Consider the following 9,243-nt stretch of genomic DNA (forward strand, 5'->3'; position numbering starts at 1 on the left):
GTCCGCCTGCGCGGACTAATAATCAAGCGTATTATAACCCGCGACGGCGGGTTTTGTCTGTGTAGATGCGGTTTTAACCGCCTTATTGAAAATTCTAGCAACAATTGCAATAAGCCTGGGCGATTGGAAATCGCGGCTACACAAACTAAGTCCGCCTGCGCGGACTAATAATCAAGCGTATTATAACCCGCGACGGCGGGTTTTCTCTGTGTAGATGCGGTTTTAACCGCTTTATTGAAAATTCTAGTCATATAATTGTGTCAACTATAGCTTCCTGTTAATTAATTGAGCAATCTGTTGATTGATAGCAACCATATCAAAGCGTTGACTAGCCTGAATCAAAGCTCTATTAGCAATAAGTTTAGCTTCTTCTGAGCGATTTCGACAATTGATAATAATGTCAGCAAGTTGTTGAGAATTTCCAGGAGAAAAGAGCCATCCTGTTTCCTCATTTTCCACTAATTCCATCGCACCTCCAGCCGCCGCCGCAACGATAGGGCATCCGCAGAGCATTGCTTCCACAATTACTCGCCCAAAGGGTTCCGGTGCGGTTGAAGTATGGGCGATTAAATTACAGGCTGACATTAGGGGTACAATATCAGAACGAAATCCTAAGAATTTCACCCTTTCTTTGAGGTTGAGGGCGGTAACTTGTTGGTGCAAATATTCTACATAATCTTGTTCGCCAAAGAGGGCATCACCTACGAAGATAGCTGAGATATCATTGGGACATTTTGCTAGGGCTTCAAGTAAAATATCTTGTCCTTTCCAAGGCGATATGCGGCTGAAATGACCTACTATAAATTTACCATCAAGTCCTAAGTCTTGTCTGGTTTTAGTAATATTAGCTTCTGTGGTAATATATTTTTCTGGGGTAAAACCGTTATAGACAACTTCTGTTATTTCTTTTCGCCCTCCTGCTGCGATGAAAGCATCTTGAGTTGCTTTAGAGTTAGCGATAACTAAGGAAGCAAAGCGATTGGCTAGAGTTACGGCAACGGTACGATTGGTGCGGCTAAAGTGGTCGGGTGATAGAATATCCCGGAGGTGATAAACTAGAGGGCGACGACTGAAAAAACTGGATAAGGCACTAACTACTAATGCTTTTTGAGTGTTGGCATAAATTAAATCGTAATTCTTAGCTATTTTGGTAATCTGTTTAATTAGAGGCAGAAGAGAAGTAAGACTATTTAAGCTTTCAAGAATACCACTTTCTTTACTAACTTTAATTTGCTCAGTCGCAATAACTTGAACAGGGATATGCTTTTTCTCTAGTAATTCTCTAAATAGTCCATCGGCAAATAAGCAGACTAAACAGGTTTGATAAGGTTGTGAGACATCGGTTAGGGATAATTCTGCCCCCCCTAGCTTGCCACTTTGATCTACAAATAGTATTTTCATAGTTTTTTGTTGTCAAGATTATATTTAAACACCAAGGTACGGAAAGTTTATGGAGAATACGAGATTTTACATGAGAAAATAACATTGGTTTGTAGTAAGCGATTAAGCGCTTATTACGAACTTTGAATTTAGAGATATTCCTGTTAAGATTTCAATATAACTTGCCGTACTTCCTGGGCGATTTTAGTCCAGTTAAAATTAGTAGCAGCATAGTCGCGACAGGCGTTTCGAGAAGGGATGGATATTTTTCCAGTCAGTAATCCTTCTAATTTTAATGCGATTGCATCCACATCGGTATCCTCAGTAATTAATTCGGGTGAGAAAGGTGCTAAGATTTCTGGCATTCCCCCTATAGGGGTACATAACACTGGAGTACCACAGGCTAAGGATTCTAGTACAATTAGTCCAAATCCTTCTAAAGATTGACTGGGAACAACGGTAATGTCAGCCGCCTGGTAAGCTATAGGTAATTGTTCATCGGGTAAAAAACCAAGAAATTGGACGTGGTTACTTAATCCTAATTCTGTTGCTTGTTTTTCTAGAGAATCTCGCAGTACCCCTTTACCAGCAATGGCTAGCCAAACATCGGGAAGCTTAGATTTGATTTTTGCGATCGCACTCAATAATATATCAATTCCCATGCGATTGACGAGGCGGCGCGGGGTAAATAATATTTTACGATCTTGAGGCCAATTTAGTTGCGATCGCGCTTCTTGGCGAGATAAGTTAGCTTGAAATCGACTAGTATCGACTCCACCGGGAATGACATTAATTTTACTCCAAGGGATGTGATATTCTTGATGGAGTATAGTACCAAAAGCCTTACTGAGGACAATAAAGCGATCGCAACGATTATAGACTCTCTGTTCTAATTGAGATCTTGCACCATTCTCAATAAAGTTCTACAACTCTTGATATTTCGTTTATCATTACCGCCCATGCCAAAATCAACGTTATTTCCCAATCCCTTACCCAAATACTGAAACAGGGCAATAGCAAGGAACTTACCATAACCTCCTAACCGCGTTTGGTAACTAAGATCTTCAGGATTTGATAGAGAGGCAAGCCGCGAACTAATAGCTGTGGAAAATGGCTCTATGGTAATCAAGATCCTCGGGCAATCCGAGTTTGACTGCACTGATTCATCACCATTAGGCGACGGGCGTTGATCTCGTGGGCAGACCAAGGTGCTTCCGTCAGAAAATGATGTAATCGGTGATATTCCACTCCCACGCCGTTTCCAGCCATTTGAGAGAGGTTTTTTCGCTCACTTTCTCCCAATAATCCGCCTATATAGGGCTTGCTGCACAAGTCTAAAATCCTTATACCTCAAGGGTTAGAGGACGATTAAAGGTTCATAAAGTGCCAGGTTTTTGCACTCAGATGCTGAAAATCCTTGCACTTTTGGGAAACTTGGCAAAAAAATAAGCTCGGATTTCCCCCCTGCTCCCGTTCGGCTGATGCTCACGGCGGAAGCCTGCTCCCCTGCTCCCCTGCTTCTTTGAAAGCTCACCAAAAACTTATTCAGCAAGCCCTATATAGTTCCTAAACTCCCGTTTTTGGGCTTGATGACTCAACAGATCATCAAAGCGTTTGCACCATCTATCAAAGCATGGGGGCATCGCCGAGGGTGTAGTTTCTTTCATTGAGTCTTTTTTAACCTGAAACTGCCTCTGTTTAAGTATTATACCCTTTTTTCCCTTTATATCTGTTTAAGTCCCACTAATTAAGTCCCACTAATAATATATTTCTTCCCCAGATTCTCAACCCGAATCACTGTATCAGACATGCGCTCAATTCCTGCCTAAATCACATCAGCAAACGTCCGTTCCATTTTGCGGAAATACCAGATTCCACTCACAAACAGCAAAGCAACAAAACCTACCGATAAAATAAATCCAGGCAAGTAAAGCCGCGATTCTCCACCCAAAATAGCCCAGCGAAAACCATCAATTACACCCACCATCGGGTTGATCGAATAAAGCAATCGCCACTTTTCCGGCACAATGCTGCTACTAAAGCCTACAGGAGATATATATAACCCAAACTGAACGATAAACGGGACAATATACCGAAAATCTCTATATTTCACATTCAGCGACGCTAACCAAAGTCCTGCGCCGATTGAAGCGGCAAACGCGATCGCAATAAACAATGGTAAGGTCAAAATGCGCCAATTTGGGACAAAGTTATACCAAGCCATCAATCCTAGCAAAATCATCCCCGAAACCATAAAATCCACAAAGCTAACCACTACCGCACTAGTCGGGACGATTAACCGGGGAAAGTAGACCTTGGAAATCAGGTTAGCATTGCCAATCAAGCTGTTACTACACTCAGCCAAAGAATTAGCAAAGAATTGCCAGGGTAGCATAGCCGAGAAAACCAGAATCGGATAGGGCACACCTTCAGAGGGTAACTTGGCTAGATTCCCAAATACTACCGTAAAGACCACCATCGTTAGAAAAGGTCTAATCAGTGCCCACGCCATCCCTATGGCTGTCTGTTTGTAGCGCACCAAGATATCGCGCCAAGCGAGGAAGTAAAATAACTCGCGATAACGCCACAAGTCTTTCCAATATTGCTGTTCAGCACGACCTGCTTCTAAGATTAATTCAGGCGGATTTTGATTCACCATCAGGTAATTCGATTTTAGATGTTCTAAATGATTTAAAGGCTTTTTACGTCAACAACACTGGTTTCAACCCAATATACCTGTTTAATTGTTGACCTCAGTGCTATAAACTGGCGTTCGACGGCTCGACTGATCTCGCCGAAGTCTGAGCGCTCACGCCGAAGTCTGGGCATTTGTAGGTGAGATGACCTAAAAATCGTAGTACACGAAGTACTTAGTCGGGTAAACTCTAAGCTCTCTTTAAAAGCCCCCACCATAGCTGTATCCAGCTTGGTGGCGGGTAGTTTACTTACCAACATTTGCCTTTGTCCTAACTCTCTTCTCTGTTAAGAGTTCCCGCCTGGGAGCAATCAATCTCATCAGTACATTACATTCCAGTCCCTTGGCTTGCTTGCTCCAAATCTACCACACTCATTTCCGATCCTACCTGCCATCCAATCATTCCAGGCTGCGCATTTAGTTCGCGCTGCTCCTCTAAGCTGAGTCCTACTGCATTATATATAGCACAGGGACGCGCACCCACCAAACTCATTTCACCACGCAACACATTAATTAATTGAGACAATTCGTCCAAGTTGTACTTGCTCACTGCAACATTCCATTTTGACTTGAGCGTTCAGAGAGCGTTCCGCCCGACTAACATTTTTAGCAGCGGTTACTAACTGATTGTCGATAAAAGCCAGCCCGTCAGATAAGCGCTGTTTCTGCTGTTCTAGGTTGTAATCTTGATAGACTTTTTGAAGGGATTGTAATACTTTTTGAGTTTCAATCGGATCTTTACTTATGTAGTCTACGATAACAATTTTTGTTTCGCTTTTATCCTCAACGATGCGACTTAAAGTTAGGATTTTTTTTATTTCATCTACTTCAAGTTTCGGGTACTGAGCTTGGAGCGAATTTACGACTTTTTGGATGAGTTGGGAACTACGCATCAGGTTTAGCTGAGTGGTATAGTCTACCTCAACATTGGAGTCAGTAAACTGTTTTTCTCCATCTTTACTTTGTTGTTTCTCTTGAACAAAAGGTTCGATTAATAGCTGCATCGAACTCTGATAGGTAGGTGCTTTCTTCAGAGCAATAGGGATGGCAATCGCTAATACGGCGCAGAATACACCCAAGAGCCAAAATTTTCGACGCAGTAAAATGGCAAACAATTGCCCATAACCGAAATCGGTTTCAGTTTCAGGAAGATTGCTTTGTGTCATCGCTATTTCACTATAATTTAACGGTTGAATTGAGCAAGTCTACAAGGTTTACCCCGCAGACTGTTGCCAGCATTTTTTCTACTTTATCGAAGAACACCTCTTCGGAAAAATTATTCATAGCATGATCCCTGATTTTGGCATAATTCCATGATATTTTACTGGCTTCTAGGATGGCAGCATGTACTGACTCTGGTGTCTGCTTCTCAAAAAATACTCCTGTTTCTCCAGGTATCTGAGTATCTAATACACCACCTCTACCGTAGGAAATCACTGGGGTTCCACTGACATTGGCTTCGATGGGCACTAATCCATAGTCTTCCAATGCGGCAACAATCACACCTCTAGCTCTTGCCATTAACTGACTCCGTTCTTTATCGCTAACATATCCCAAGAATTGAATATTTGGCAAGGCTTTTGCTTCTAAACGCTTGCGCTCTGGTCCGTCTCCGGCAATTAACAAAGGCCATCCCAGCCAATTAAAGGCTTCTACTACCACATCGACTCGCTTGTATCCAAGTAAACGGCATGATACTAAAAAGAAGTCTTCTTTTTGGTCTGAAAAAACAAATTGTTTGCTGTCAATCGGATAGTTAATTACCCATGCTGGCTTGTCATATATTCTTTCAATACGCTTGGCTACAGTGGTAGAATTCGCAATGTAAAAATCTGGTTCAAGAGCATAGTTTTTGTCCAAATTTCTCATCGGATTAAATATCTTTTCAAGGAGAGGCAACAAATGCTTATAGGCTTTATATTCTCGGAGGTATATTTTTGTGTCCCATAAGAAACGAGTGACGTTATGACAGAAACAAATATGCTTGGCTTCTGGTTTTTTTCGCACCGCTTTAGCGAATGCCGTGGTGCTGCTGATAATCAGATCGTACTCCTGCATATCTAATGCTTGAAATGCTTGAAAATAAAAGGGAGCCAATAGTCTGAAGTACTTTGATGCCCCTGGAATACTCTGAAGTTTAGTTGTTTTTACCAGACGTTCTCCTAAATCAATAGTGCGTTTTGGATCGTACAACGAAGTAAAAATATCTGCACCTGGCAAGTAATTACAGAGGAGTTCAAATACACGTTCAGCTCCACCTCTTTGGGTCAAATAATCATGTACGAGAGCAATTTTCACTATCCCACTCTTCCTCCTGAAATAAGCCAATCAAAGGTTGGGTATTTAAAGTTATCAATAGAGTCAGCATTTAGATATCTCCGATAATTAATCTGACATCCTTGTGTTACAGTTTCTGATGCCTAATTTCCGGAGATGTATGGTGATAAACAGCCTTTTGCTTTCTAGTATTCCACCAACTTGATGGGTGATGGGTTAGTCAGAAACCAGGTTTTTCTGAAAAACCTGGAACCTCTCAAAACTAGCTTGGCGGACTACTAGTGCAGCGCGGCAGAAAATTTCCCACCAGTGACAAAATTCTCAAAGCCTTACCAATCAATTCTTTTGAATGCGTGACTTTTGACTTTTGACTTCCGCGTAGCGGCACTAGTTACCCAGATATCGTGTTATTATCCCATTTCAGGTCGCGATCGCAAGATCTACCATCGCCCTATAGTGTGATTTCAATCCTAGATTGGAGTGCTGAATTGTATCCTTATGTAATGTAGCTGTGTAAGTCCTGACTTAATCACCAAAGTAGAGCCGACTCAATTCCTCCAGGGAAATATCATCATCAAGTTGGGGATTGAGAAAGAAGGGATGAATTGGCAATAACTCAGCGCGACGACTAATTTTAGGAGAAGATAAAATCTGCGCGATCGCACTAAGATAACCTTGGGCAGTACTCTCCCAGGTATAATTATTCAATACCCAATACTGGGTATCCCTTGCCAAACGTTCCCACTCCTCAGTATTGCCAATTAACCGCTCCAATCCCCGCGCAATATCAGCAGGCTCATCTGGGTTAACCAAAACACCATATTCGTTACCTCCTTCTTGCAAGTTTTCCCTAATTCCACTATTGTCAGTTACAACTACAGGTAATCCAGCAGCAGCAGCTTCTAATGGGGCTAATCCGAAGGGTTCAAACAGAGAAGTGAGGGCAAAGACGGAACGGCGTTTGGCTAAAAACCGATAGGTAGCAGCTAATGCTGGATGATCTGGGACGCAAAATGCGCTAATCTTGCCCCATAAGTTATGATTTTGGATTACCTCGCGGATTGGAACTAATACAGTTTGTTCGGTTTGTTTGTCTTTCGCCTGCTCGTGAAGCGGGTTTTCCAGTCCAGCGGTAATCAATATTAGATTAGCTTGTTCCTGAAGGGTTTGGCTATAGGCGAAAGCTTTTACTAATCCCAAAAGATTCTTTTTCGGATCTAAGCGGCTTGATGCTAGGATCGCAGGGAAATCCCGCCGCGACTCGGTGATATCCCGTGCTATTCGATCCGTAACTAGTTGATAGATCGCTTCTTCATTATAGGCGCAAACGTTGGTGCTGAACAGCGCTGGGTCTACTCCCGGTGGAATTACGGCAAAGCGAGTATCATCATCGACGTTAACTGCGTCGCGATAGGCCTGATGACTATATTGTTTAAAACGTTCTAGTTTGGTATTGGTAATATTAATAGCGGAACGATTCATGCTCAATCGTTCTACCATGAGGCGACGACCGAAGTAATAATACTCATTAAGTTGGGCGATATTATCTGGACTTACCTTCATTTTATCCATTTTCTGTGCCCCCAGAGAATGGGCGGTAAAAGTAAAGGGTGTGCCTGTTTTTTCCTCAATCAGCACACCAGCTAATCCACCATCGCTATAATGAGCAGTCATAATATCTGGCAAAGCGCCCTCATCCTGATAAAATTTAAGGATATTGGGAACCCAGTCTCGCACCAGATAAGGCCAGAGTAACTCTTTGCGCAGGAATTCTTTTGGTCCTGCGGGCAAACGAACAATCCGGACGTTTGCCACACCGGGATAAGCATCAAAGGGTTCCGCAAATTCAGGCCATTCTGGATCGACGACTTGGCGGGTGAGAATATCCACATGATAACCAAGTGATGCGATCGCAATCGCAAGTTGCTTTACATAGACCAATTGTCCGCCAAAATCAGGATGTTCGGTAATATAGCGATCGTATGGATCGAAGTTGCCTTGAGGGTTGAGAAATCCAATGTGCATCGAGAGATGGCAGTAGAGCTGAATGGGTGGGAGATGGTTTGCCGCTTAGTCTGAACGACAAATCAGGGAACGACAATAATGTGCCCCCATATCTATGATAGTTTCTCAAGTATGAAGTGTGAAGGACAAAGTGTAAAGGATGAAGGATGAAGTGTGAAGGATGAAGAATAATCAAATTAGATACGTTTACCAATATTTTTGGTAGTTTAGAAGTTGGCGATAATTCCCAGCTATTGACAAGTTGATATTGATCGGGATTTTCGATCTTGACCCTAAATACTTACAAATCGTGCCTAAATCTGACTGTTATGAATAGAAATTTTCACAAGAAGGATTCCCTATCCTACAGAAACAGAATTAGATCGACCACGGGTTCACTTGCCGGAATCCTGGTGCTTTTATCGGGATGTGGTTCTAACTCTCCCTCCAACTCAAGGACCTCAATCCCTACAGTGTCACCAGAATCGATTAAAACTGAGGATATCACAAATTATGCCAGTGCTGTCATGGCGATTGAACCAAGGCGGCAAGAGATTTACGCTCAAATTCAGTCGATCGTCAAAAAACAGCAAGTATCTGAAATTAATTGCACTAAACGAGACACCATCTCTCGTCTTCCTGGTGATGTGCAGAAAATTGCCGTCGCCTACTGCAATCAAGCGAAAAAAGATATTGAAAGCTACAAATTGACCATAACTCAATTTAATCAAATTACGGCAACTGCCCAAGGGAATCCCAATTTAGAAAAGCGAATCCAAACTGAATTAATTCGCCTCAATCAAAGGTAAATGAAGGATGAAGGATGAAGGATGAAGGATGAAGTATGAAGTATGAAGTAAAAAAATAGTTTCACTCTTCCCCTTGCC

Annotated in this window: 9 protein-coding genes and 1 pseudogene; 1 reads left to right on the top strand and 9 read right to left on the bottom strand. The window is 42.3% G+C overall.

Annotation, left to right across the window (positions count from 1 at the left end):
- Positions 1 to 264 precede the first annotated feature (264 nt).
- The 9 genes and pseudogenes from NJ959_RS20465 to NJ959_RS20505 all read right to left on the bottom strand — a co-directional run bounded on the left by NJ959_RS20465 (position 265) and on the right by NJ959_RS20505 (position 8,377).
- Positions 265 to 1,401, bottom strand: a complete 1,137-nt coding sequence (locus NJ959_RS20465; protein WP_254013592.1) for a glycosyltransferase — start codon at positions 1,399 to 1,401, stop codon at positions 265 to 267.
- Positions 1,402 to 1,544: 143 nt separating this feature from the next.
- The gene (locus NJ959_RS20470) at positions 1,545 to 2,297 is read right to left on the bottom strand and encodes a glycosyltransferase family 4 protein (RefSeq protein WP_309242675.1); all 753 of its coding nucleotides are present in this window, start codon (positions 2,295 to 2,297) and stop codon (positions 1,545 to 1,547) included.
- A complete protein-coding gene (locus NJ959_RS20475; RefSeq protein ID WP_254013593.1) occupies positions 2,270 to 2,509 on the bottom strand; it encodes a hypothetical protein in 240 nt (79 codons plus the stop codon). The genes NJ959_RS20470 and NJ959_RS20475 overlap by 28 nt, the downstream gene beginning before the upstream one ends.
- A 2-nt stretch (positions 2,510 to 2,511) precedes the next feature.
- Positions 2,512 to 2,697: pseudogene (locus tag NJ959_RS20480) on the bottom strand (transposase); the annotation flags it as partial.
- A 508-nt stretch (positions 2,698 to 3,205) separates the two neighbouring features.
- Positions 3,206 to 4,039 (bottom strand): ABC transporter permease, encoded by an 834-nt coding sequence (locus tag NJ959_RS20485; RefSeq protein ID WP_254013594.1) that lies wholly within the window; start codon positions 4,037 to 4,039, stop codon positions 3,206 to 3,208.
- A gap of 364 nt (positions 4,040 to 4,403) precedes the next feature.
- Positions 4,404 to 4,610, bottom strand: coding sequence for a sugar transferase (locus tag NJ959_RS20490; RefSeq protein WP_254013595.1), 207 nt, complete (start codon positions 4,608 to 4,610; stop codon positions 4,404 to 4,406).
- Positions 4,585 to 5,241, bottom strand: a complete 657-nt coding sequence (locus NJ959_RS20495; protein WP_254013596.1) for a Wzz/FepE/Etk N-terminal domain-containing protein — start codon at positions 5,239 to 5,241, stop codon at positions 4,585 to 4,587. Before NJ959_RS20495 ends, NJ959_RS20490 begins: the two co-directional genes overlap by 26 nt.
- A 10-nt stretch (positions 5,242 to 5,251) precedes the next feature.
- Complete coding sequence (locus NJ959_RS20500; protein ID WP_254013597.1) at positions 5,252 to 6,373, bottom strand: glycosyltransferase; 1,122 nt, start codon at positions 6,371 to 6,373, stop codon at positions 5,252 to 5,254.
- 504 nt (positions 6,374 to 6,877) lie between these two features.
- Positions 6,878 to 8,377 carry a glycosyltransferase gene (locus NJ959_RS20505; protein ID WP_254013598.1) on the bottom strand — a complete coding sequence of 500 codons (1,500 nt, stop codon included), beginning with the start codon at positions 8,375 to 8,377 and terminating at the stop codon, positions 6,878 to 6,880.
- Between the two features lie 452 nt (positions 8,378 to 8,829).
- On the opposite strand from NJ959_RS20505, the gene NJ959_RS20510 reads away from it, so the two are divergent.
- Positions 8,830 to 9,165 carry a DUF4168 domain-containing protein gene (locus NJ959_RS20510; RefSeq protein ID WP_254013599.1) on the top strand — a complete coding sequence of 112 codons (336 nt, stop codon included), beginning with the start codon at positions 8,830 to 8,832 and terminating at the stop codon, positions 9,163 to 9,165.
- Positions 9,166 to 9,243 lie beyond the last annotated feature (78 nt).

The organism is Limnofasciculus baicalensis BBK-W-15 (assembly GCF_024178385.1).
Lineage (GTDB): Bacteria > Cyanobacteriota > Cyanobacteriia > Cyanobacteriales > Coleofasciculaceae > Limnofasciculus > Limnofasciculus baicalensis.

What these genes read in the sequence shown, in the direction of transcription:
- NJ959_RS20465 (WP_254013592.1), bottom strand. Translation starts at nt 1,401, where the DNA reads ATGAAAATACTATTTGTAGATCAAAGTGGCAAGCTAGGGGGGGCAGAA.
- NJ959_RS20485 (WP_254013594.1), bottom strand. Translation starts at nt 4,039, where the DNA reads ATGGTGAATCAAAATCCGCCTGAATTAATCTTAGAAGCAGGTCGTGCT.
- NJ959_RS20495 (WP_254013596.1), bottom strand. Translation starts at nt 5,241, where the DNA reads ATGACACAAAGCAATCTTCCTGAAACTGAAACCGATTTCGGTTATGGG.
- NJ959_RS20505 (WP_254013598.1), bottom strand. Translation starts at nt 8,377, where the DNA reads ATGCACATTGGATTTCTCAACCCTCAAGGCAACTTCGATCCATACGAT.